The 22,279-nt window shown below is 58.9% G+C and carries 27 protein-coding genes and 5 pseudogenes; 6 read left to right on the top strand and 26 right to left on the bottom strand.

All coding sequences use genetic code 11. The features are described 5' to 3' along the window. Positions 1 to 23: 23 nt before the first annotated feature. On the top strand, positions 24 to 809 hold the full coding sequence (locus ACOYW1_RS02730) for an inositol monophosphatase family protein (RefSeq protein WP_482421569.1): 786 nt from the start codon (positions 24 to 26) through the stop codon (positions 807 to 809). 45 nt (positions 810 to 854) lie between these two features. Beyond that, positions 855 to 1,052, top strand: coding sequence for a hypothetical protein (locus ACOYW1_RS02725; RefSeq protein WP_092207334.1), 198 nt, complete (start codon positions 855 to 857; stop codon positions 1,050 to 1,052). Positions 1,053 to 1,469: 417 nt separating this feature from the next. On the opposite strand, the gene ACOYW1_RS02720 is transcribed toward ACOYW1_RS02725, so the two are convergent. The 8 genes and pseudogenes from ACOYW1_RS02720 to ACOYW1_RS02685 form a co-directional block, all read right to left on the bottom strand. After that, positions 1,470 to 1,622 carry an FAD-linked oxidase C-terminal domain-containing protein gene (locus ACOYW1_RS02720; RefSeq protein ID WP_482423643.1) on the bottom strand — a complete coding sequence of 51 codons (153 nt, stop codon included), beginning with the start codon at positions 1,620 to 1,622 and terminating at the stop codon, positions 1,470 to 1,472. A 128-nt stretch (positions 1,623 to 1,750) separates the two neighbouring features. Further along, a pseudogene (locus tag ACOYW1_RS02715) lies at positions 1,751 to 2,164 on the bottom strand (FAD-binding oxidoreductase); the annotation flags it as partial. Positions 2,165 to 2,274: 110 nt separating this feature from the next. Further along, on the bottom strand, positions 2,275 to 2,421 hold the full coding sequence (locus tag ACOYW1_RS02710; RefSeq protein WP_482421568.1) for an FAD-binding protein: 147 nt from the start codon (positions 2,419 to 2,421) through the stop codon (positions 2,275 to 2,277). Then, the gene (locus ACOYW1_RS02705) at positions 2,388 to 2,852 is read right to left on the bottom strand and encodes an FAD-binding oxidoreductase (RefSeq protein WP_482421567.1); all 465 of its coding nucleotides are present in this window, start codon (positions 2,850 to 2,852) and stop codon (positions 2,388 to 2,390) included. The genes ACOYW1_RS02710 and ACOYW1_RS02705 overlap by 34 nt, the downstream gene beginning before the upstream one ends. A 10-nt stretch (positions 2,853 to 2,862) precedes the next feature. Continuing rightward, positions 2,863 to 3,045 (bottom strand): hypothetical protein, encoded by a 183-nt coding sequence (locus ACOYW1_RS02700; RefSeq protein ID WP_180136810.1) that lies wholly within the window; start codon positions 3,043 to 3,045, stop codon positions 2,863 to 2,865. Positions 3,046 to 3,184: 139 nt separating this feature from the next. Continuing rightward, positions 3,185 to 3,385 (bottom strand): helix-turn-helix domain-containing protein, encoded by a 201-nt coding sequence (locus ACOYW1_RS02695; RefSeq protein WP_482421566.1) that lies wholly within the window; start codon positions 3,383 to 3,385, stop codon positions 3,185 to 3,187. Further along, the gene (locus tag ACOYW1_RS02690) at positions 3,382 to 4,374 is read right to left on the bottom strand and encodes a chromosomal replication initiator protein DnaA (RefSeq protein ID WP_482423642.1); all 993 of its coding nucleotides are present in this window, start codon (positions 4,372 to 4,374) and stop codon (positions 3,382 to 3,384) included. The genes ACOYW1_RS02695 and ACOYW1_RS02690 overlap by 4 nt, the downstream gene beginning before the upstream one ends. A gap of 48 nt (positions 4,375 to 4,422) precedes the next feature. Further along, positions 4,423 to 4,545, bottom strand: a pseudogene (locus ACOYW1_RS02685) (DnaA N-terminal domain-containing protein); the annotation flags it as partial. 838 nt (positions 4,546 to 5,383) lie between these two features. On the opposite strand from ACOYW1_RS02685, the gene ACOYW1_RS02680 reads away from it, so the two are divergent. The 3 genes from ACOYW1_RS02680 to uvrA all read left to right on the top strand — a co-directional run bounded on the left by ACOYW1_RS02680 (position 5,384) and on the right by uvrA (position 9,650). Further along, positions 5,384 to 5,686 carry a hypothetical protein gene (locus tag ACOYW1_RS02680; RefSeq protein WP_482421565.1) on the top strand — a complete coding sequence of 101 codons (303 nt, stop codon included), beginning with the start codon at positions 5,384 to 5,386 and terminating at the stop codon, positions 5,684 to 5,686. Then, complete coding sequence (pdxA, locus tag ACOYW1_RS02675; protein ID WP_482421564.1) at positions 5,683 to 6,396, top strand: 4-hydroxythreonine-4-phosphate dehydrogenase PdxA; 714 nt, start codon at positions 5,683 to 5,685, stop codon at positions 6,394 to 6,396. The genes ACOYW1_RS02680 and pdxA overlap by 4 nt, the downstream gene beginning before the upstream one ends. 71 nt (positions 6,397 to 6,467) lie before the next feature. Then, positions 6,468 to 9,650, top strand: a complete 3,183-nt coding sequence (gene uvrA, locus ACOYW1_RS02670; RefSeq protein ID WP_482421563.1) for an excinuclease ABC subunit UvrA — start codon at positions 6,468 to 6,470, stop codon at positions 9,648 to 9,650. Here the strand turns inward: uvrA and ACOYW1_RS02665 are convergent. The 18 genes and pseudogenes from ACOYW1_RS02665 to ACOYW1_RS02580 all read right to left on the bottom strand — a co-directional run. Then, a pseudogene (locus ACOYW1_RS02665) lies at positions 9,534 to 10,121 on the bottom strand (FHA domain-containing protein); the annotation flags it as partial. The gene uvrA and the pseudogene ACOYW1_RS02665 sit on opposite strands and share 117 nt — an antisense overlap. Before the next feature lie 563 nt (positions 10,122 to 10,684). Continuing rightward, the gene (gene atpE / locus ACOYW1_RS02660) at positions 10,685 to 10,957 is read right to left on the bottom strand and encodes an ATP synthase F0 subunit C (RefSeq protein ID WP_092207350.1); all 273 of its coding nucleotides are present in this window, start codon (positions 10,955 to 10,957) and stop codon (positions 10,685 to 10,687) included. A gap of 94 nt (positions 10,958 to 11,051) precedes the next feature. Further along, positions 11,052 to 11,744, bottom strand: a complete 693-nt coding sequence (gene atpB / locus ACOYW1_RS02655; protein WP_482415065.1) for a F0F1 ATP synthase subunit A — start codon at positions 11,742 to 11,744, stop codon at positions 11,052 to 11,054. Between the two features lie 2 nt (positions 11,745 to 11,746). Then, positions 11,747 to 12,133 carry an ATP synthase subunit I gene (locus ACOYW1_RS02650; RefSeq protein ID WP_482415064.1) on the bottom strand — a complete coding sequence of 129 codons (387 nt, stop codon included), beginning with the start codon at positions 12,131 to 12,133 and terminating at the stop codon, positions 11,747 to 11,749. Between the two features lie 17 nt (positions 12,134 to 12,150). Next, a complete protein-coding gene (locus tag ACOYW1_RS02645) occupies positions 12,151 to 12,369 on the bottom strand; it encodes an AtpZ/AtpI family protein (RefSeq protein ID WP_180136817.1) in 219 nt (72 codons plus the stop codon). Positions 12,370 to 12,609: 240 nt separating this feature from the next. Next, positions 12,610 to 13,698: a selenide, water dikinase SelD gene (selD, locus tag ACOYW1_RS02640; RefSeq protein ID WP_482423641.1), complete on the bottom strand. Its 1,089-nt coding sequence runs from the start codon at positions 13,696 to 13,698 to the stop codon at positions 12,610 to 12,612. Further along, positions 13,676 to 14,470 carry a dihydroorotate dehydrogenase electron transfer subunit gene (locus ACOYW1_RS02635; RefSeq protein ID WP_482421562.1) on the bottom strand — a complete coding sequence of 265 codons (795 nt, stop codon included), beginning with the start codon at positions 14,468 to 14,470 and terminating at the stop codon, positions 13,676 to 13,678. The genes selD and ACOYW1_RS02635 overlap by 23 nt, the downstream gene beginning before the upstream one ends. A 24-nt stretch (positions 14,471 to 14,494) precedes the next feature. Beyond that, positions 14,495 to 15,172: a peptidoglycan editing factor PgeF gene (gene pgeF, locus ACOYW1_RS02630; protein WP_482421561.1), complete on the bottom strand. Its 678-nt coding sequence runs from the start codon at positions 15,170 to 15,172 to the stop codon at positions 14,495 to 14,497. Between the two features lie 164 nt (positions 15,173 to 15,336). Continuing rightward, on the bottom strand, positions 15,337 to 16,140 hold the full coding sequence (locus tag ACOYW1_RS02625; protein WP_482421560.1) for a nitrilase-related carbon-nitrogen hydrolase: 804 nt from the start codon (positions 16,138 to 16,140) through the stop codon (positions 15,337 to 15,339). 28 nt (positions 16,141 to 16,168) lie between these two features. Continuing rightward, positions 16,169 to 16,585 carry a ComF family protein gene (locus tag ACOYW1_RS02620; protein WP_482421559.1) on the bottom strand — a complete coding sequence of 139 codons (417 nt, stop codon included), beginning with the start codon at positions 16,583 to 16,585 and terminating at the stop codon, positions 16,169 to 16,171. A 32-nt stretch (positions 16,586 to 16,617) separates the two neighbouring features. Beyond that, positions 16,618 to 16,965: a hypothetical protein gene (locus tag ACOYW1_RS02615; RefSeq protein WP_482421558.1), complete on the bottom strand. Its 348-nt coding sequence runs from the start codon at positions 16,963 to 16,965 to the stop codon at positions 16,618 to 16,620. A gap of 244 nt (positions 16,966 to 17,209) precedes the next feature. After that, positions 17,210 to 17,605: a 23S rRNA (guanosine(2251)-2'-O)-methyltransferase RlmB gene (locus ACOYW1_RS02610; RefSeq protein WP_482421557.1), complete on the bottom strand. Its 396-nt coding sequence runs from the start codon at positions 17,603 to 17,605 to the stop codon at positions 17,210 to 17,212. Positions 17,606 to 17,780: 175 nt separating this feature from the next. Next, a pseudogene (locus tag ACOYW1_RS02605) lies at positions 17,781 to 17,906 on the bottom strand (RNA methyltransferase substrate-binding domain-containing protein); the annotation flags it as partial. Between the two features lie 150 nt (positions 17,907 to 18,056). Continuing rightward, entirely contained in the window at positions 18,057 to 18,557 is a 501-nt protein-coding gene (gene gmk, locus ACOYW1_RS02600; RefSeq protein WP_482421556.1) for a guanylate kinase, read from the bottom strand. A 49-nt stretch (positions 18,558 to 18,606) separates the two neighbouring features. After that, positions 18,607 to 18,846 (bottom strand): annotated as a pseudogene (locus tag ACOYW1_RS02595) (extracellular matrix/biofilm biosynthesis regulator RemA family protein); the annotation flags it as partial. A gap of 92 nt (positions 18,847 to 18,938) precedes the next feature. Continuing rightward, on the bottom strand, positions 18,939 to 19,820 hold the full coding sequence (locus tag ACOYW1_RS02590; RefSeq protein WP_482415056.1) for a YicC/YloC family endoribonuclease: 882 nt from the start codon (positions 19,818 to 19,820) through the stop codon (positions 18,939 to 18,941). Positions 19,821 to 19,827: 7 nt separating this feature from the next. Further along, entirely contained in the window at positions 19,828 to 20,346 is a 519-nt protein-coding gene (locus ACOYW1_RS02585; protein ID WP_482421555.1) for a DUF4416 family protein, read from the bottom strand. An 18-nt stretch (positions 20,347 to 20,364) separates the two neighbouring features. Beyond that, complete coding sequence (locus ACOYW1_RS02580; RefSeq protein ID WP_092207376.1) at positions 20,365 to 20,535, bottom strand: Trm112 family protein; 171 nt, start codon at positions 20,533 to 20,535, stop codon at positions 20,365 to 20,367. A gap of 325 nt (positions 20,536 to 20,860) precedes the next feature. Here ACOYW1_RS02580 and ACOYW1_RS02575 point away from each other — a divergent pair, with 325 nt between their 5' ends. After that, positions 20,861 to 22,129 carry a 3-deoxy-D-manno-octulosonic acid transferase gene (locus ACOYW1_RS02575; protein WP_482421554.1) on the top strand — a complete coding sequence of 423 codons (1,269 nt, stop codon included), beginning with the start codon at positions 20,861 to 20,863 and terminating at the stop codon, positions 22,127 to 22,129. Positions 22,130 to 22,279: the final 150 nt, after the last annotated feature.

Genomic DNA, 22,279 nt, shown 5'->3' with positions numbered 1-22,279 from the left:
CAAAAAGGATACATGTGGTACCCATGAAGATGGAAGCAATTAAAAATACGGCCCTTTCCGCTGTTTTCAAAGGGGGGAAAATCCTCGCCGACATGGTGAACGGCTCCTTCCGCATCGACCGCAAAGGGCGCATCGACCTGGTCACCGAAGCGGACACAGCCTCGGAAAAGGCCATCATCGAGACCTTGACCCGGGCTTTTCCCGACCACGACATCCTGGCCGAGGAGAGCGGGGCAACCGAGAAAAAAAGCCCGTACCGCTGGGTCATCGATCCATTGGACGGCACCACAAACTTTGCCCACGGCCTGCCGCTCTTCTCCATCTCCATTGCCTTCCAGGCCCACGGCGAGACCTGCTTCGGGGTGGTTTTCAACCCCGTCACCAACGAACTCTTCACGGCAACCAAAGGCGAAGGCGCCTTTCTCTGCGGACGCTCCATCTCTGTGAGCGATTCCCCGAGCCTGGAGGAGAGCCTTCTGGTCACCGGGTTTCCCTACAACGCCCGAGAGATCCTGCCCGGACTCATGGCACGGTTCGAGGCCTGCCTGGACGCCGCCCAGGGGGTTCGCCGCCTGGGATCCGCCGCCCTGGATCTCTGCTACCTGGCCGCCGGACGCTTCGACGGCTTCTGGGAAGAGAACCTCAAAGCCTGGGACACGGCCGCCGGGGTCCTCATCGCCCAGGAGGCAGGGGCACGCGTCACCGGCTTCAGCGGCGAGGCCTTTACGCCCGGGGACGCAGAAATGCTTGCCACCAACGGCAAGATTCACAACGACATGATGACACTGCTGACGACATCAACGGCCTGAGGCACCAACAGGGTACCGAAACGCCATTAAACCATAAGGGGACCTATGCATAACGATATTGTCTTCGTCCAGAAATCGGAAGCCTACCTCGACTGCTTCGGCAACTTCGACATCAACGACAAGGTGTGCACCAAACACTGCGCCCTTTGCCTGAAATGCATCATCGAGCGGGACCAGAACGATCGCATGGAGCTCATCGAGGACCTCATGAACACCGAGGCCATGCCCGCACGGCTCCAGTAAGCACCACACGACACACCATCAAAAAAACCCGACAGGACCTCACCCCATATCGAGGTGCCCTGGCGGGTTTTTGTTTTTTCATACGACGCCTCAGCCATACAAAACAAAGTAACGCGCAAAAAGCGTGCCTCCGACGGCGAGGTGAGCCACCTCGAAAGCTATTAACCGCTGAGGGCTTGTACGGGCTGGCTCACAAGCTTCGACGTAACAGGATAGGTTGTCGCTACGTGTCCATTATGGATTTAACCGCGCTGCCTCCGGTGGAACGTTGCGCCTCCTGAAAGCAGATTGGGAATACGTGTTTTAATAATCGAGAAACCTTGGCCAATGGCCTGTCCCCGAGGAACGTGGGAGGCCATCGGCAACCTGGGGTCCAGGGGATTATCCCCTGGCCGCCGGAGGCGAGGCATTTACGCGTCAAAAAATCTTGGACGGATTGAGGATGCCCTTGGGATCGAAGAGTTTTTTGATGCCCCTCATGATCTCCAGCTCTTTCTCCCCGATCTCTCTTCCGATGTACTCCCGTTTGGTGATCCCCACCCCGTGCTCGCCGGAGAGGGTCCCCCCCAGGGCCAGGGTGTGGTCGAAGATCTCGTCGATGACGGCATCGGCCCCCTGGCCCTGTTGGGCTGCTCGTCCTTTTTATCGATCATGACGTTGAAGTGGATGTTGCCGTCCCCGGCGTGGCCAAAGCTCACCATGGGAAGGCCGTACTCTTTTTTGAGGGCTTCGATCTTTTTGACCATCTTGGGAATGGCGCTTCGGGGCACCACGATGTCTTCGTTGATCTTGTCCGGCCCGAAGAGGTAGAGGGCAGGCGACACCTTCTTGCGCACCGTCCAGAGGCGCTTGGCCTCTTCGGCGTCCCGGGCCTCCTCCACGGCCATGGCTCCCGCTGCCTTGACGATCGTTACCACCTCTTCCATGGAAGTGGCCACCTCCGATGCAGAGCCGTCCACCTCGATGAGCAAAATGGAACGGCACCCTTCAGGAAGCTCCAGGTCGGCAATGGACTGGGCGCAGACAATGGAGGCTTCGTCCATGTACTCCACACAGCGGGGCAGGGTCCCTGAAGCGATGATATTTGAGACGGCCTCGGCCGCCTCCTCCATACTTTCAAAGGACACCTTGAGGGTGGCGGTGGCTGCAGGCAGGGGCAAGAGCTTGAGCAGAATCCGGGTGATGACGGCCAGGGTCCCCTCGGACCCCACCAGAAGGCGGGTCAGGTCAGTCTATCCACCACACCCTTGGCGGTTCGCACGCCGGTATGGACGATCTCCCCTGTGGGCAGGACCGCCTCCACGCCCAGGACATAGTCCCGGGTCACGCCGTACTTCACGGCCCGGGGACCGCCCGCGCACTCGGCCACGTTCCCACCCAGGGTGGAGATCCCTGCGCTGGAAGGATCCGGCAGCCGGGGTTGACCTTGGCCTCCACGGCCCTGTGAAAATCGCCGGTGATCACTCCGGGCTCCACTTCGGCGGTAAAATTGTCCGTATCGATCTCGACGATGCGGTTCATGAGGGTGGTCACAAGAACCACGCCACCTTCAACGGCCACCGAGCCCCCGGTGGTTCCCGTCCCGCTTCCCCTGGGTACCACCGGAAACCCCAGCTCAGAGGCCAGGGCCAGGGTGCGGGAGATCTCCTCGGCACTTTCGGGAAACACCACCGCATCGGGGATGCATCGCGCATTTCGCGCATCGTACGCGTAGCAGACGCAGTCTTCCTTTGATGTCTTCAGACGCTCCTTCCCGTATATTTTCGCAAGGGCGGAACGCGCCTTTCTCCTTAATTCCATGTTGTCCCCACTACCAGTGTTTCTGGCGGTCCAACTCACGAAGCCCCTCCTCTTTGAGGCGGATAATTTCGTGAGGTTCAATACCCAGGCCGCGGGCGATGACCTCGGCCCGATTCAACTTTTCCAGGATCTCCTGGATGCGACGTTTCTTTTTATTGTCAGATCCCCAGACGGGTTCATTCGATGAAATCATAAGACCCTCCAGCTGAAGGTGAAAGAAAAAAACCACTCGCTTACACGCGATCATTGTTTACGTGAGAGCACAAAAACAACACGCCTTCAAACGGTCTTCGTCGCAGCAATGCCTCTGGTTGCTTCTTCAGAAAACCGTCCTAAAAATCGCCGTTTTCAATCTTTCTGGAAAGATACTCGATCTGATTTCGCATCTGGACTTCCTGACGGATGTCCTTTTCAATGGTTCCCACGGCATGCATAACCGTTGCGTGGTACCGATTGAAATTTTTCCCAATGGCCTGAAGGGGCTGGTCGGTGTATCGGCGTGAGAGGTAGATGGCCACCTGGCGGGGTTTCACGATGGTCTTTTTTCGTGACTTGGATACAATGTCGGTGGGTGTAATATTGATCCCACAACAAGCTTTTTGATCACATCAATGGTAACGCGCTTCTTCTTGGTGGCGATGTTCTTCACCACGCTTTCCGCCAGATCAAGATCCAGGGGAACACCCATGAGGGAAGACTTGGCCGTCACGGACACCAGGCCGCTTTCCAGCTGCCGAATGTTGTCGGTGAGTTCACCGGCCAGGTACTCAATGATATCCATGGGGAGCTGGTGCCCTTTTTTGGCGGCCTTCTTTTTCAGGATCCGAACACGGGTCCTGAAGTTGGGGTCCTCGATGGGAGAGATCAGCCCGGAGGTAAACCGGGATGCCAGCTGCTCGTTCATCTTGGGAATGTCATTGGGCAGATAGCAGCTGGAGAACATGATCTTCTTGCCGGACTCCATAAGGTAATCCAGGGTCATGGCCAGTTCGATCTGGGTGCGCTCTTTGCCGCCCAGAAAATGGACGTCTTCCAACAGCAATACATCGCACTGGGAACGGTACTTCTCCTTGAACTGACCGGCGGTGTCGTTTTTAAACGAACCGATCATCTCGTTGGTGAAGTCTTCTGCCGTGATGTAGTAGACACGCTCCCCGGGCTTCTTCCGGTTGATGTGGTGACCGATGGCCTGGGTCAGGTGACTCTTGCCCATCCCCGTATCGGAGAGCAGAAACAGAGAGCTGTTCTGTGCCTGGGTGGACGAGGCAAGGGAAAGGGCCGCTGAGTAAGCAAAATCGTTGTTCCCGGAGACCACAAAGTCGTCCAGGGTGAAGTCGGGCCTCAGCATGCGACCGCTGTGCATCACCGGGTTGGCCACGTTGGGAATGACCAGCTGGGTCTCCACCTTCTTCAACCCCTTTTTAACCACGGGGCCGCGGCTTACGCCGTTTGTTCCCTTGCGAACATCAAAACAGAGGCTGATATCTGACCCGAGAAGGGTCCGGACTTCATTCTGAATCATGGAACCGTAGTGATCCTGAACCCGCTTCTTTGAAAACAGGTTGGGGCACGAGACCCGAAAGTCATTCCCGCTCCTGTCCTCGAACTTTACAGGTTCAATCCACATTCGGAAACTGTGTCCGGGCAGTCTTTCCGCCAGCACAGCTTTAACATTATTCCAAACCGATTCCATACAGTATGCTCACCAATAAAAAACAATAAGAGGCTATTCCCTTTACAGGGCTCGTTAGAAAACCACCAAAATTTCTGATTATTCCCGATACATTGTAGAATACCAAGGATAGAAACAGAGGACGGGATCCCCCATAGTGATGTAAAATGGTATTAATCCAACGTGATGACCCCGTCAACCCGAATATCTTCGATTTTCAGGATCCACCGCCCCGCCTTCACACCACGCCACAAGATATTGTTATAACTCACAATACAGCCAACAGATCTCGCAACCCCCCATAAATATTCCCAATTCTTCAACACAGATTTATCTAACTATATTCGAATGATCCACGGTTTCCTTTCCAAAGACGACAAACACAAAAACTCTCGTTTTCTCTGCATTGCTCTGATTTGCTCCATTTTTCAGCATACCCACTCTGCCCCCCCATCTGATCACCCCAAATACTGCACCATTTAGCCCCCTTAGGTGAGTTCCCCTTTTTTCTCCTGCCCCCCCCTGGGGTGTTACCCCCAAGGGCCCCATAAAACACCCCTTTCCCGGCCTCCCCCCAACCTGTTGCCCCATACCCGACACCTACCACAACATAGGGGATGCCCCTGGGAGTTCCTCCCGAGGCAACATATTTCCGCCCCACCCATTGGTCCCTTTCATTCTCTTTTTTGCATTCCCCTGAACCAGCGCTGCTGGTATATATAGATGGAAGAAGCCCGGTATCCGGTCGTTCGCATGCTATCATCACGTATATCGCAGAATTCCGGAATCATACGGCAGAACCCCCAGGGTGTCGGTGCCCCACCATCCGGGCACCCCCCTATATAATAAAGGAGTACACATGACCCAGCCTCCCCTGCTGGCCCTGACCATGGGCGATCCCTGCGGGATCGGCCCGGAAATCGCCGCCAAGGCTTTTCACTCCCCCAAAGCCCATGAAAACATACGGCCCCTGCTTGTGGGTGATGAAGCGACCATGACAAGAGCCATTGAGACCACCGGCGTGCCCTTGACGATCCGGACCGTCAACTCGGTCAGCGAGGCCCGTTTTACCCCGGGCACCATCGACCTTCTCCCTGCGCTTTCCTGGCCCCCGACGAGGTGGTCCCCGGTGCCCCCACAGCCCGCACCGGTCAGGCCATGATCGACGCCATCACCCGCTCCGTGGACCTGGCCCTTTGCGGGGAGTGCGACGCCATGGTCACCGGCCCCATCCACAAGGTGGCCATGAAACTGGCCGGATCCGAATTTCACGGGCACACCGAGCTCATCGCCTCCCGCACCCGGGCCACGGAATTCGCCATGATGATGGCCGGAGACCGCCTGAAGGTGGTGCTGGTCACCATCCACATCCCCCTGCAGGAGGTGGTCCGCCAACTCACACCCGCCAAGATCACTGATCTGATAAGCCTTACGGCCCGGTCCCTCACCGAACGATTCGGGGTGGAGAAACCGCGCATCGGTGTGGCAGGCCTGAACCCCCATGCCGGGGAAGAGGGCCTCTTCGGCGACGAGGAGAGCCGACTCATTGCCCCGGCCGTGGAAGCAGCACGGGCCCTGCATCCGGAATGCACCATCAGCGAGCCCCTGCCCCCGGACACGGTTTTTTTCAAGGCCGCCGAAGGGCACTACGACGCCGTGGTCTGCATGTACCATGACCAGGGCCTCATCCCGTTTAAGATGGTTCACTTCCATGACGGGGTAAACACCACCCTGGGGCTTCCCATCATCCGCACCTCCGTGGACCACGGCACCGCCTACGACATCGCATGGAAAAACATCGCCTCGGAAGGCAGCCTCCTTTCCGCCATGCACATGGCCGCCATGCAGGCACGAAACCGAATCCGCAGATAGCACGCGCAGCGGAAACCATGCGCCGCCCCTTAGGCGGCGCACCATGCCCTTCATCAGGAATCAAACACACCATGGTTCAACCTGAGATCACAATATCCGGAGCCCGGCAGCACAACCTGAAAAACATCGACGTCTCGTTTCCCAAAAACGCCCTGGTGGTGGTCACCGGGCTTTCGGGGTCGGGCAAATCCTCCCTGGCCTTCGATACCCTCTACGCAGAAGGCCAGAGGCGATACGTGGAGTCCCTTTCCACCTATGCCCGCCAGTTTTTAGGGCAGATGGAAAAGCCCGATGTCGACTTTATCGACGGGCTCTCACCGGCCATCGCCATCGAGCAGAAGAGCTCCTCCCACAACCCCCGTTCCACGGTGGGAACCGTCACCGAAATTTACGATTTCCTGCGACTTCTCTTCGCACGTTCGGGCACGCCCCATTGCCCCTCATGCGGCAAGGAGGTGGGCTTCCGGTCCCTGGATGAGATCATCGGCGAGGTCCTTGACGAGCCCGAAGGCACACGTATCCTGATCACGGCCCCCCTTCCGGCCATGGCGCCCGATGCCGCGGCAGCCATGCTCAGGCGCCTCAGGCGAGAAGGGTATTCACGGGTCCGCGTGGGCAGCCGTCTCTACGAACTCGACGATCTCCCCGAGGGCTTTCGTGTGGATGACCACCCCTTTGACGTCATCATCGACCGCATCGTCATCAAAGAGGGCATGCGAAACCGCCTGGCCGACTCCCTGGAACTTGCCGCCCGCACCGCAGACGGCAAGGCGGGTATTGACCTTCTTGCAGAGGGGAGCACGGAGATCCGCCACACCATCCTTTACTCCGAAGAAAAAGGATGCAGCGAATGCGGCATCACCCTGCCGGACTACACGCCGGCGTCCTTCTCCTTCAACTCCCCACAAGGGGCCTGTCAGCGCTGCGGCGGCCTGGGTACCACAGAAGGCTTCGACCCGGGACTCATTGTCCCGGACCCGGACCTCTCCCTTCGGGAAGGGGCCGTGGCACCCTGGGCCTCGCGAAGCTCCGTTCAATTCGCCGAATTCCTGGATGCCCTGACCCATCATTACGGCGCCTCCATCTACACACCGTTTCGAGATCTCTCCGCCTCCTTTAAAAAGGTGGTCCTGAAAGGATCGGGAAAGGAGGCCATCCCGTTTTATTTTGAGAAAAAAGGACGCAAGGTCACCTATGAGACCCCCTTTGAAGGGGTGATCCCCGCCCTTCAGAAGCGGCTGGACGACGCCACCACCGCATCGGAAAAAGAGGACGTGCGCCGGTTCATGACCCAACACCCCTGCCCTGCATGCAGGGGCTCGCGCCTCAACGACCTGGCCCGGGCCGTGCGCATCGACGGCCATTCCATCTCCGACATCACCGCCATGTCCGTAGAAAAGGCCCTTGCCACCCTCTCGGAGTTCTCCTTTTCCGGGAAAACAGCCCTGGTGGCAGCCCCCATCCTTCGGGAGCTCACCAGCCGCCTCACCTTTCTCACCGATGTGGGCCTCTCCTACCTCACCCTCTCCCGGGGCGCCTCCACCCTCTCCGGCGGGGAGAGTCAGCGCATCCGCCTGGCCACCCAGATCGGCTCCAAGCTCTCCGGGGTTCTCTACGTGCTGGACGAACCCAGCATCGGACTGCACCAACGTGACAACCGGCGCCTCATCGACACCCTGAAAAAGATCCGGGACCTGGGCAACACCGTTCTGGTGGTGGAACACGACACCGACACCATCTACGCAGCAGACCACCTCATCGACATGGGGCCTGCCGCCGGCATCCGGGGCGGGCAGGTGGTCTACTCCGGCCCCCCTTCGGGCATCACTGCCTGCGAAGAGTCCCTCACCGGCCTCTATTTTTCCGGCCGCCGGGGCATCGAGCCACCCTTGAAGCGACGTCCCCACGACAAAGGGTGCCTGACCCTCATGGGAGCTCGGGCCAACAACCTGAAAGAGGTCACCGTGGACTTTCCCCTGGGGACCCTCACCTGTGTCACCGGTGTCTCGGGTTCGGGCAAATCCACCCTGGTGCTCACCACCCTGAAGCGGGTCCTCTCCCAGAAGCTTTCGAGCGCCAAGGAGCGTCCCGGCGATTACACACGCCTTGAGGGCCTCTCCCTGGTAGACCGCGTCATCGGCATCGACCAATCCCCCATCGGCAAAACCCCGCGATCCAACCCGGCGACCTATACTGGGCTTTTCAACGCCATTCGCGATATTTTCGCAAAAACCAAGGAGGCCAGGGAACGAGGGTACAAACAGGGACGGTTCAGTTTCAACATGAAGGGGGGGCGCTGCGAAGCGTGCCAGGGAGACGGCATCGTCAAAATCGAGATGCACTTCTTGCCTGACGTCTATGTGCCCTGCGACGTCTGCGGTGGAAAGCGCTACAACCGCGACACCCTCGACGTCCGCTACCGGGGTAAAAACATCGCCGACGTGCTGGACATGACGGTAAACCAGGCCTTTGAATTCTTCAAAAGCTATCCGGTGCTGCGGGCCAAGCTGGAAACCCTCATCGAGGTGGGCATGGGCTACATCCACCTGGGCCAGGCCGCCACCACCCTGTCGGGCGGCGAGGCCCAGCGCATCAAGCTGGCCAGGGAGCTCTCCAAAAAGGGAGGCGGTCACACCGTCTACATCCTTGACGAGCCCACCACCGGCCTGCACCTGGAGGACATCCGAAAGCTCATGCTGGTCCTCAACCGCCTGGTGGACGCGGGAAACACCATCCTCATCATCGAGCACAACCTGGATGTCATCAAGTGTGCCGACCACGTCATCGACCTGGGGCCGGAAGGGGGAGAGGGCGGCGGCAATATCGTGGCCGTCGGCACCCCCGAGGAGATCGCGGCCGACCCGCGATCCGTAACCGGCCGCTACCTCAAGGAGACCCTTCCCAACACCGTGCCTCAGGAGCCGCCTCTCCCACGTGGGGAGGGGCGGCTTAAAAGGCGATACCGCAATGGCGCCTGGCGATCAGGCCCGGGAAACCGATGCATCCAGGGCGTCGTCGTCACCTGGACCATCCACCTTTCGCATGCGCACCTTGGAGAGAAACCGCAAATTGGATTGCCCGAGGGAGACCGTATCTCCGTGGGTCAGTTTCACGGGCTCCTTGCCCACCTTCACCCCGTTGAGCCTGGGCTTGATGAGGCCGGAAACGTGGTTCAGGTAATACCCGTCGTCACGTCGAACCACGGTGGCCGCACGCTTTCCCACGAAAAACCCTTTGACCACCACCTCGTTTGATCGGGCATTTCCCATGCGGGTATAGCGTCCCTCCAGCTCGATGCGTCCCTTGCCTCCCTTCTTAAACACCAGGATGGGCAGGGGCTTTGCCGAAACACCCTTCAACTCCTTTTGCCTGCCATTTTTCAGCTCCGAGGTGTCGATGGCCATGGTCACATCAAGGCTGCCTGCCTTGGTGGCCGTCAGGGGTGTCTCCTGAAAGGTAACATCGGCCCGGTGTTCGGAAAAGAGGAGCTGGTGCTTACCCACCCCCAACTCATCGCCGTTTGTCAACACCGCCTTTTTGATGCGATTTCCGTTGACGTATGTTCCGTTCTTGCTCTCAAGGTCCGATACGACCACGTTGTTCTCACGGAACTCCACACGGGCATGAAAGCCGGAGACGGCCAGGTTGCCGATGATGACATCGTTCTTCTCATTGCGACCGATGGATAAGGGGCGACCATACTCCACGGTATATTGCCGGATCATTTTTCCCTGGTATTTCAATATCAGGAACGGCATGGGCCAGAACTCCAGAGTAACAACACCGCTTCGCCGGAACACGGGTTGCGATGGAATGGTTGGATAGCAGGACGATCAAAAAACAGATGAGCCCGATAAAAAAGGGAGCATGCCCGGAAGGCTCCGTGACCTTACCGATACCATGCCCTTAACTTTCATACTATATATGATTGGCTTTCTGAGGGTCAAGGGATCTTTCCGAGACAATCAAAGCGCCTGTTTTCAATAGCAAAGCGCAAGCAGCCATTGAATTCATGGTTGACTCAGGCGTCCTTGCCGGGGGCCAACCTTTTCCCGATTTTATGGTTTGGATCTGACAAACATCCGGTTGCGCCACTGAGATTGGTGCATCCACTGCTTTGGACGTAACGAGCCAACCAAAACGCTTTTGGCCCAGCTTTTATCAAAAAACCTGGCCGCCGGAGGCAAGCTGACTCGTTCCACCGGCAAAAAACAATAAAAAAAGGGCCGGATCGTTGTATCAACGATCCGGCCCTGAATGTACTCAGAGACAACGAGGTTGCCCGGAATTATCCGAGGAGACCTGCGATGGCTGCAGCCTGGGGATGCGCGTAGATAAGGATCAGCGCGATAACCAGAGCGTAGATACAGAGTGATTCGATCATGGCAAGACCGATGAGCATGGTTACAGTTACTTTACCGGAAGATTCGGGGTTTCTTGCGATCCCTTCAACGGCGGCTTTGAGACCCATACCCTGGCCGATGCCACATCCGAAAGCTGCGATGGCAATGGCAAGTGCTGCAGAAAAAGAGCTGACCACGAAGAACTGTAATGCTTCCATTTGTTTCTCCTTAATGTAGAGTGTATTGATATTCGGCTTCTTCCATTATCCCAATGTGTAAGCCGTGTAATCCCAAAACAGTGTGCGATGCCGATCAGTGTGCGTGTTCCAGAGAGCCCTGAAAGTAAATAATGGAGAGCAGGAAAAACACGAAGGCCTGAACAAAGGCAACAAAGATCCCCAGGGCCATGATGGGCAGCGGGGCAAAGTAAAGACCGGCCAGCATAAAGAGGATCCCCAGGACCAGCTCGTGACCCATCATGTTGCCGAAAAGACGGAACGAGAGGGAGAGCACCCTGGCCAGGTGGCCGATGATCTCAATGGGCATGATGAGGGGAACCATCCACCAGACCGGGCCCATGAAGTGCTTCACGTACTTGGCACCGTGATACTTCACGCCGATGAAGTGGGTGAAGCAGAACACCACCAGGGCACAGGCGCCGGTTGTGTTCAGGGTCGCCGTGGGCGGGAAGAAACCCGGCACCAGACCGATGAGGTTGGAGACAAAAATAAAAATGAAAATGGTGGCTGCAAGGGGGGTAAACCAGCGGCCCTCCTCCCCCACCGTCTCGACGAGGAAATCTTCCAGTCCGCCGATGACGATTTCGAAGAAGTTCTGCCCCTTGGTGGGGATCAGGGCGGGCTTGCGAGCCGCAACAAAACCGATCCCCGCAAGCAGGAGCATCACCAGCCACGTGTACATCACATGGGGATACTTGTGAGCAAAATGATAAAGAGCCCCATTGACGTCAAAGAAATCAACCAGGAACAAAAAGGGATGTGCCATCCTTACACCGCCTCCTTAAAGATGAGTTTCATCAGTTCGCACACCGTTGCCAGGGTGACACTCACCACGACCACAGAGAGTCCGAGAATGAGCCCCAGCGGATCCACAAGGTGCTTTGAAATGAGAAAAAAGATTAGTACCGCACTTATCAAAAACCTGACATAGTACTTTGCCAGGATCACATTCCTCGACGCAAGTTTCCTGGGCCTGAGCCCCTTTTCCAGGGTACGGGCAAGGAGATGGAAATTGACTGTTACGATGAGGGCGCCGCAGGTGAGGCCCATGGCCACGTCAGCAGAAAAAAAAATGGGTCCCATCACAGCAGCCAGGGCAAGAAGCACCCAATTGGCCCGTGTAACGAACCCCAGTATTTTCTGCTGCACCCCCATGTAGATCTCCCATTCGCCTACAGTTTTTTGCTTCTTTTGACCGCAAGAAGAAGATTCCGAAATGCGGCAGCAATACCCAAAACGAGGAAGACAAGCATCAGCACGGGGGTCGTTCCGAAAAAGCGATCCAGAAAAATCCCTACGCCGACACCCAGCAGTATCGAAATGGCAACCTGAAGCCCCAGACTGCTGTAATACGATAACTCCTTGAGGATCTGAGCAATCTCTTTGTTCACAGTGTTCCTTCCTCGAACCCGCAACACAAGGCATTACGGAAGTCAACTCAGCCTTGACTCACCTATCATGCGAATTGCTGAAAGTCAATTCCAAAGAGCACTGAACATCATAGTTTTTAAAGACTTATATCACGCAACCCATGAGACATTCAGGCACATCCGCAACACACCGCCTACCGGTAAACGCACCAAATCAGGGGGCCACAGGGGATTCCTTCTCTCCCTTGCCACCCCGATTCCTCAAATGCACTCCACCGATCCACAGCTCGACTCACCGGCCACCTCACCCACAACGGCAGCCTCCATACCCAGCCCTTTCATGACGGAAAGGCAGGGTTCGGCCTCGGATGCCGGCAGGGCCACCAGAAGCCCCCCGGAGGTCTGGGGGTCAAAGATCAGGTCCGCAAGACTGCGGGGCACCGAAGGAAAGACCTCCACCGACATGCCGCAGAACTCTCTGTTCCGGTATGCTCCGGCAGGCAGGAGACCCATCTCCGCATACTCCAGAGCCCCGTCCATCACCGGAAGGGAAGAGACAGACACCACCAACCGTTTTTTCGCTCCCCGTGCCATCTCCAGGGCGTGCCCTGCAAAGCCAAACCCTGTCACATCGGTGCAGGCCGTAGGGTGAAAGGTGTCAAGGGCCTCGGCCGCCGACTTGTTCAAGGCGGCACACACCTCCACGAGACGGCGCGACGCCTCGGCTCCGGCCACCTGCCCCTTGATGGCCGTGGACAGCAAGCCGCTACCCAGGGGCTTGGTGAGGATAAGGGCATCTCCGGTGCGCGCCCCGCCATTGGTCAGAAGGCGTTTGGGGTGCACCACGCCGGTGACGGACAGGCCGTATTTGAACTCGGCGTCGTCCACACTGTGTCCGCCCACCAGGCAGGCCCCGGATTCATGGATGGTCTCAAGGCCCCCTGCAAGGGTCTCAGCCAGCACCTCTTCGGGCAGGGAGTCCGTGGGAAAACAGACGATGTTCATGGCCGTCAGCGGCCTTCCCCCCATGGCGTACACGTCGCTCAGGGAGTTGGCCGCTGCAATGCGGCCAAAGTCGTAAGGGGAATCGGTGACCGGTGTCAGAAAATCTAGGGTCTGGATCAGCGCCGTTTCCTCGCTGAGTTGATACACGCCGGCGTCATCGGCCCCGTCCACCCCCACGAGAAGCTCGGGGGGACGGGTCACCTTCAACCCTTTGACCACGCGATCCAGGACCCCTGGATCCACCTTGGCCGCTCAACCGGCCGCCTTCACCTTTTCGGTGAGGCGTATGTTCTGCAATCTGTCCGTCACAACCCCTCCTTGCCTACACCTTGATGGTGCGGGCATCAAACACCGGCCCGTCGATACAGACATGGCGGTACGGCGCGTCCTCGTCGCTGGATTCCACCACGCAGCCCATGCAGGCCCCCATGCCGCAGGCCATGATGATCTCCAGGGAGAGTTCGCACAGAGCGTCGTGACCGTCCATGAGATCCGCAACCCCCACCAGCATGGGATGGGGCCCGCAGGCATAGACCTTGGCCGGATTTTTTTCACTCAAGAGACGGGCCATGGGCGCTGTAATCCGCCCTTTTTCTCCAGCCGAACCGTCGTCTGTGGTCACCACAACAGGGAACCCGAGCTCACGGAAGGCCTCTTCAGCCAGGACATCCTCCCGGCTGCGCCCACCGATAAAAACGGTGTGGTCCGAAGGGGAGCCCCCCTTTGCAAGAATGCGCCTGGCCAACAGCAGCATGGGCGCAATGCCGATGCCGCCCCCGGCAAGAAAGGTGGTCTCCCCGGCCTGGGGCTCGGTGAACCTGTTGCCCAGGGGACCGAGCATGCTGAGGACGTCCCCGTCCTTCATCCCGGCGTAGACCCGGGTGTTGGGGCCCACCACTTTGTAAAGGAGGGTGACAACGGTCTTGTCCCCTTGTGTTGTGACGTCATGGATGGAAAAAGGCCGTCGCAGCAGGGTGCCGCCCTTTTCCGCCTTGAGCATCACGAACTGTCCGGGCGCGGCTTCGGTGTAGCGCGCCGGGGCCTCAAGGCCCATGTGATAGTATCCGGGGCTTACCTCCCGGTTCCATAGCAGGGTGCAATCGCTAAGTTTCATCATGATTCCATTAATTGTCGATCGTCTTTATGGGGCCGACGGTTTGATGCCGATCACCGTGGCCATCCGGCCGGTTGTATGATTCCGCCGGTACGAATAGTAATGTTCCTCGTCGCATCGGGTGCAACACTGGGCAGCGGCTATGTTCGACGCCGAAAGGCCGGCATCGCAGAGCTGGTCCCGGCTGATGGCCCAGAAATCAAAATGGTTGAACCCCACCCGATGGGTGCAAAAGGACCGCGGCAGCTCTGTTTTGTAATGGACGAACTCTGCACAGCAGGGCCCCAGAGACGGCCCGATGCCTGCCAGCAAGTCTTCCGGGCGGCACCCGAACCGGTCTGTCATCACTGAGACAGTGGCGGCGAGTACCCCTGCCACGCTGCCGCGCCATCCCGCATGGGCATTGGCCACCACCTTCCTGACAGGATCAGCAAGGACCACGGCCTGGCAGTCGGCGGTGAGGATGGTGAGCATGGCACCTGGGCGGTCCGTCACCACGGCGTCGGCCTCCACCGGGCCGAGCTCCGGCCCGGCGTGAACATGAACGGCGTTTCCGTGGACCTGGGAGAGCACCACCAGCTCGCTGCCGCCACTCTCCTGCAGAATCGCCTGGCGGTTGGCGGCCACAGCCTCACCGTCATCACCGGAGGAAACCCCGGCGTTGAGACCCTGAAAGGGGCCGGTACTCACCCCGCCCTTGCGCATCAGCCATCTGAAAAAGCCAGGACACCCTGGAAAGGGCGGGAAAACAATCGTATACCAGTTCGCCTGAACACCTTCGCTCCATGGAGACCTCCCCTGTATCGACGGGGGTTTGTCACATGCCGGCGTGCGGAGACCCCGTCGCTGAAAACCCATGCCCCGCACCATCATGCTCTTTCTGTCAATCGCCTGCTGTAACACATGGGGCGCCGTTCTTCAAGACAAGGGACGTGCTCCCGGGCAGAGACCATGACCTTCCGGTCCATAAGCGCCACCACCTCGCCGTCCGCACTCCCCCCGTGGGCCAGTTCATCCCCCAGGGGCGACACCACCTGAGAGGCACCTTTGTAAATGAGGTTTCCGGAGCGCCCCACCCGGTTGGCCCCCACCACGAAGCATTGGTTCTCCATGGCCCGGGCCTTGAGGAGCGTCTCCCAGTGCACAAGGCGCGCCGCCGGCCACTGGGCCGGGACCACGAGGATCTCGGCGCCATCCAGAACCAACCCCCGCGCCAGTTCAGGAAACCGCAGGTCATAACAGACCATGAGCCCCAGCCGACCGATAGAGGTCTCGGCCACCACAGCCTCGCTGCCGGCGGCAAAGTGGAGATCCTCCGGGTGGGAGAAAAAGATGAAGTTACAATCACCCCCCTTTATCTCCCCGTCCCGATCCACCGCGTACAGGGTGTTCACCACCGCTCCGTCCGCCTCTTCGGGCAGAGAGCCTGCCACCACCATGTTCTCCCGTGCGGCAAAGGCTTGGAGCCGGGCCAGGATCTCCGGGGTCTCACTGGCCATGGTCCCCAAGTTTTCGTTGTCGAATCCGTTTACCCACATCTCAGGAAGCACCGCCAGGTGGCACCCAGCCTCGGCCAGTTTCATCAGTCCCTGAAAGGCCCGCGTGAGGTTGGCCTCAAGCCCCCCTTCCACCACATCAAACTGCACAACCCCGACCACAACCGATGGGTTCATCTCAATCGCTCCTTAAACCGTTAACGTGTCATGTCCCGCCTGGCAAAAACCAGGCTCTCCTAGGCGGCCCCGTGCTTTTTTGACGGGCGGCGCAGGCTGTCAGGGTGGAGCCGGTGGTGAAGACATCATCCACCAGAAGCACCCTCTTGCCCCTGGCCGATGCACCGGATGCCAGCTCAAAGGCCCCCCTCACATTGGACAGACGAGCCCTTCGGGACAACCCGGCCTGGGACACCGTGGGCCGCCTGCGGCGCAGCAGGCGATGGCAGACCCGAATGCCGTCCCTGCCTTCAAAAGGATCCACAAGAAGGGACGACTGATTGAACCCGCGTTTTCTCAGGCGTTTCCCATGCAGGGGCACAGGAACCACAAGATCAATATCCCACCTTTTTAAGTCCCCGTCCAGATACGTACAAAGGGCCCGGGCAAAAAGAAGGCGCCCCATGGGGGGCGCCAATGCTCGCTTGTTTTTGTACTTCAAGGCCTGAACAGCCAGGGCCGGGCCACCGTCGTAAAGATACGGGCCGTCATACGCGTCAGGGGACGGCTCGGGTCCATGCAGGCCCCGCACAAGGGAGGATCGGCCACGACCCCTGGAAGGGGCTCCCCACAGGCCGAGCACCGCTGCCCCGAGGGTTCCTGGGCTCCCGCTCTGCAGGCCGCACACATCACACTGGACATCACTCCGTTGAACACGTCGGCCAGGTCGTCTTCCCCAGGGACTGGGGTAATTGCAGGCGCCTCCCAGGGAAGCAGCACCCCGCAGACCCGACACCGGGGAGGGTCGCCGGGGAAGCCGCCGACAGCGCCACTGCCGAAACCCACCGCAACCTCATCCAGCCCCCCTGAAACGTGACGTCTATGGTTAAAGTCGAATCAACCACGCTCCCCAAAAAAACAAAACCGCTGCCTCCGGCGGCGAGGTGTCCACCTCGAAAGCAGATTGCGAATGCGCTTTCCCCTCGGTTGCCTGGGGAAAATCGCATTCGCCTTTGATTCTGACAGGCCTGAGTCTGTTTATTCAAGCCTGTTTGTAAAGCCCGTCATCACGATTCAGTTGCCTTCCTGCTCAGCCTCGCTGGCGTACCACCTCGTACATCACGAGGGAGGCTGCCACCGAGGCGTTGAGGGAGTCCACCTCCCCTTTCAGGGGAATGGAGACGATAAAATCACACCCTTTTCTCACAAGGGGACGAAGCCCCTTGCCTTCGCTGCCCACAACAATGCCCAGGGGCGCTGAAAAATCTCCGCCGAAAAGGGTGCTGTCCCCGTCGGCATCGAGCCCTGCGAACCAGAGCCCTTCGGCCTTGAGTTCCTCCATGGCCTTGGCCAGGTTGGTCACCACGGCCACCGGCATATGCTCCAGGGCCCCTGCCGATGCCTTGGACACAAGGGCGGTGAGCTGAGCCGAGCGATCTTTGGGCACCACCACCCCGTGGGCCCCAGCGCAATGGGCTGTACACACAATGACCCAGTTGGGGATCCTCAATGCTGTCCAGCAGCACGAGAAAGGGGACCTCCCCTTTTTTTTCCGCAATGCGAACCAGGTCGTCCGGGGCCATACCCGGAAGGGCACCGGCGTCAAGGGCCGCCCCCTGATGCTGGCGGGTTCCGCACAGCCCCTCCAGGGTCTCGGCGTCCACCCGCTCCACCGGTACGCCCGCGTCACGGGCAAGGGACTCCAGGGCATCCACCCGCCGGTCCCGCCGACCCGAAGCCAGGATCAGCCGTCGAACCTGGCGCCTGCCGGCCTTCAAGGCCTCCATGACCGGGTTGATACCGTACAGCAAATCAGCCGAGGGTTTCCGCACCTTGCCCTGCTTCGTCTGTTTCCCGTGCTTCATCAGGAGGCCACCCCTTCACGACAACTCTTCACCACGGAAACAAAGGCGGCCACGGCTTCATTCAGATCGTCGTTAACGATCACGTGGCTGTAAAAGTCGCGCTGATCCATCTCGCCCACGGCATTTTTCATGCGCTTTTCGATGGTCTGGCGATAGACTTGCGCGTTTTTCAAGGCGCGCCCGAAGCTCGTCCACAGACGGAGGCATGATAAAAATGGTCACGCACTCAGGGAGCGATTCACACATCTGCCTTGCCCCCTGCACGTCAATGTCCAGAAGCACATCAACGCCTTTGGCCACCGTGTCCTCCAGGGTCTCCAGGGAGGTGCCGTAGTAGTTGCCGTGCACCTCGGCCCACTCGGCCATAAGCCCTTTTTCGATGCGCTCTTCAAAGGCCTCACGGGTGATGAAGTGGTAATCTTTCCCATTCTCCTCGCCCCCGCGGGGAGCCCGGGTGGTGTGGGAAATGGAGTAGGTGATGTCGGGGTAGGCCTTGAGGAGCTCCCGGCACAAAGTGGACTTTCCGGCACCCGAGGGCGCCGATACGATATAGATATTGCCTCGTCGTTTCAAAATCTCTCCTGAGAGGTGGGCAGGTATCCTCTTTCCCACCGTCCCTGAGCTGGGCGTAGCGCTGGGAGATGGTTTCCGCCTGAATGGCCGAAAGGATAACGTGGTTGCTGTCCATCACGATGATGGAACGGGTCCGCCTGCCGTGGGTGGCGTCCACCAGCCGCTTGTCATCCTTGGCATCGTCCTTCAACCGCTTCATGGGGGCTGAGTTGGGAGAGACGATGGCGATGACGCGTTCTGCCACCACGCTGCTCCCGAAACCGATATTCAATAACGCCTGCTGTTCCATAATCATTTCCAAAGGGTATAAGGGTTGCGGGCGCCAGGGCCTTCATACCCCGGGCCACCCGCCAACACGTTGTCAACCGACGCCGCTCGGCCCTACTCGATGTTCTGGACCTGCTCGCGCATCTTTTCAAGCTCGGACTTCACCTTTACAATGATATGGGCAATCTCGGCCTTGCCGATCTTTGAGCCCATGGTGTTGAACTCCCGGTTGAACTCCTGAAGAAGGAAGTTGAGCTTCCGGCCCGCCTCTTCGTCCCCGGCCATGATGGAGCGAAACTGCACGATGTGGCTCCGGGACCGGGTGATCTCCTCGGAAATATCGCTTCGATCAGCCAGAAGGGCTGCCTCCTGGGCAATGCGCGCCTCGTCCACTTCCACAGCACCGCCGCAGAGGGTTGCGATGCGGTCCATAAGGCGCTCCCGATAGATGGCAGGCAGGGCACCGGCACCCTCTTCGATGGTGTCCAGGGAACCCTCCACGGTATTCAGGCGCTCTTTCAAGTCGTCGGCCAGAAAGTCCCCCTCCTTGGCCCGCATGGCATCCAGCCCGGACAGGGCTTCCGTCAGGCACGCCTCCACCACCTGCCAGTGATGATCGTAGTCGGTCTCCATCTCCTTGGGCACCACCAGGCCGTTGATGTGCAGAAGCTGGTCCAGGGTAACGGTCGCCTCAATGCCGGCGGCCTCGGCCGCCTCCTTCAGGGCCAGGCCATAAGCGCGGGCCTTGGCCGTGTCCGCTTCAAAGGCGATGGCGTCATCGGCTTCATTTCGGATCGTCACACGGGCTTCCACCCGGCCTCGCTCCAGGCGAGACGCGATCACCCCGCGCACCTTCTCTTCAAACCGGCTGTAGCCGTGGGGAACTTTGATATGGGTATCCAGAAAACGGCTGTTGTAACTGCGAAGTTCCACTTCAGCGGTCACACTGCCGTCCATTTTTTCCGCCCGGGCATAGGCGGTCATGCTTTTAACCATGGGGCATTCATTCCTTAAGTGTGTGATGAAGCAAGGCGTCGTAGCGCCTGCGGACATCCGTCAGAAAATCAATCATCAGCGGCTCGGTGTAGTCGGGAAATGTCCAGGGCAGCGGGCGAAACGCACCGTCCCTGTATACCAGGGTCAGATCCGCATAGATTCCCTTGCCGATGCAGACCCTGTGGGCATGATCCTTGGCCGTGGCCAGCAGGAACCGGGCGTTTAAAAGAAGCCCGGGATCGATATTGACTCTCCGCCTTGCATGAATTGAAAAATCGTCTTCCAGGGCATTGGTGAGGCCCTTGATCTCGGCCAGGGTATCCTGGCCCACGGGCCGGGCAAAGGAGAAAACCCGCCGGAAAAGGGGCCCTCCCATCTCGGCTTTGTAGTAGGAGGTGCTGCTGAACGGCATCCACGGGCTCACCATATCCACAGGACCGAACCGATCCACCAGGGCCGAAGCGACATGGAGCAACAAGCCGCTCTCCTCCGTCAGCACGCCGATCACCAGCTTTGCGGGCAACATCTCTGTGGGCCGCATGACCTATGAAAGGGGCTTGGCCTCTTCGGCCAGCATCACGGGGATGCCGTCCCGGATTTCATACACGAGCTTGCAGGCCCCGCACACCAGGCCGTCTCCGGCCTCATTGAGTTCCACCTTCTCTTTGCACTTCGGGCATGCCAGAATGTCGATCAGTTCCTGAGAAATCGTCATGTGATTATCCAATCCAAATGTGTCTATTTTTATTGATGCCCACAAAAAACCGCTCAGCACACGGCCTGTGGAACACAAGGCTTAATGGCTCGTATCTGGGAAGATCCGGGTGGTACAAAAACAGGCCCCGAGCAAATTTCAGGCCGAGGCGCCCACCCTTTTCCTACAAATGTCTATCTATATCAGATGGGTCAACCCCATGCAATTCCCATTTAAATTGACACACCCGGGCGCATCTCCTATCATGACTGGTTTGTTATGTCCTTAAAACCCCTTTTCCGGTGAGCGCAGCCCCCTGCTGCCGCCACCCCGGAGTCGGCTCCATATGACCCTCTCTCGATTCACCACAGGCCTTGTCCTTTCGGCATACAACCTCCTCTGGAAGGCTGTCGTGCCCCTGACCCGAAACCACAAGCGCCTCAAAGAGGGCCACCCCCAGCGGACCCTCTCTGAAAACCGACTCACGCCCTCGGATATCTGGATGCATGCGGCATCCGCTGGAGAATCCTACATTGCCGCTGAACTGGCAACCGAGCTGTCCGGAGACAAGGCCCCCCGCATCCTCATCACCACCCACACCCGACAGGGCCTGGAGGTCCTTGAAAAGGAGCTGACGAGGGCCAACGCTACACATGTCACCGCATGCTATGCCCCCTTGGACGCACCAAGCCTTATGAACAAAGCGTTTCAACAGGTAGCACCGCGCCTCCTCGTCCTTGTGGAACTGGAACTTTGGCCGGGCATGCTGGCCGCAGCCAAACACACCGGCACAACCATTGCCGTTATTAACGGGCGCCTCACCCCCTCAAGCTTCAAGGGGTATGCCCGATTCAAAGGTCTTTTGGCTCCACTTGCCCCCGATTTCATCTCGGCCATCTCAGACGGAGACGCAGACAGGCTGGAAGCGCTTTTTCCAGCCACCCCGGTGGAGGTAATCCCCAACATCAAATTCGACAGAATACCTGAAGCGGGTTCCCCCGCATCCCCGGTCCCCAACCTGTTTCCCGGGGCCGAAGGGCGCACCATCTACCTTCTGGCCTCGGTTCGGGAAGAAGAAGAGCAGGTGGTTGCAGACATGTGCCGGGGACTCCTTGAGCGTGACAAAAGTGCCCTTATTGCCTGGTTCCCACGCCATATGGAGAGGGTGGAGCCCTTATGCCGCGACCTGGAAAGCGCTCACCTTGCGCCCGTCAAGCGCTCTTGCTGCCCGTCTTTGGATGCGGACACCCGTCTCGTTGTCTGGGACCGGTTCGGTGAGATGGGGGCGGCCTTTGCCTCGGCCCACAGCGCTTTTGTGGGCGGCAGCTTTGCCGACCTGGGCGGGCAGAACATGCTGGAACCCCTTGCCGCAGGCCTCATCCCCGTCATGGGACCATCTTTCAGCAACTTCTCGTGGGTGGGGGACGACCTCAAACAGGCGGGCCTTTTGATCACCTGCGAGACCGCCGACGAGGCCGCAACACAGCTGGTGCGCCTTGCCGGGCTCTGCCAGGAGCGCAAAAAAACCTTAGAACGCTTTCAGGAGCTCATCGCCGGCCGCCGAGGGGGCACCAGGGCCACCTGCAGACACCTCATCCGACTGGCTGCTATGTAAAGCGCATGCCCCTTCACCTGGTCACGCATGGGTGATATACTGTCGCCCACCAAATATGTCACAGCAGCCAAGGCGGCATCCGTGCAGAAGCCACGACAAGCAAAAAACGCCGGGTGACACTGCAACACGCGGCAAATGTGCCTTTATCCA

This window comes from Desulfoluna sp. CYM3A (genome assembly GCF_056829965.1).
This window is presented reverse-complemented; position numbering and strand designations above follow the sequence as displayed.